Annotated in this window: 1 pseudogene; it reads right to left on the bottom strand. The window is 65.6% G+C overall.

Going from position 1 to position 270, the window contains the following annotated elements:
- Window positions 1-270, bottom strand: a pseudogene (locus ACWR1S_RS30970) (HAMP domain-containing protein); the annotation flags it as partial.

The raw sequence follows: 270 nt of genomic DNA, 5'->3' as shown, positions 1-270 counted from the left end.
TGGCGCCCTGCCCGTTTTCCCCCTTCGGGCTGCGGCCCTAAGGTTTGTTTTTTCCAGTCCCCGCCGACAACGATTGCGCCGAACTGGCCAGTTGCTCGATCCCCGCCTGCAACCCGCTGACGATCGTGCTGAGCCCCGCTCCCATCTGCTGCATCGCCAGCATCAACTGGCCGATCTCGTCACGGCGGGTCTCCTGCCCCCGTTCATCCAAATCGCCGGCCGCACACTTTTGCCCGGCCCTGATTCCGCCCCCCCCTAGACCGGCGATCA

The organism is Pseudomonas sp. AIG (assembly GCF_977020205.1).
Note: the sequence above shows the minus strand (reverse complement) of the source record. Positions and strands in the feature narration are given on the sequence as shown.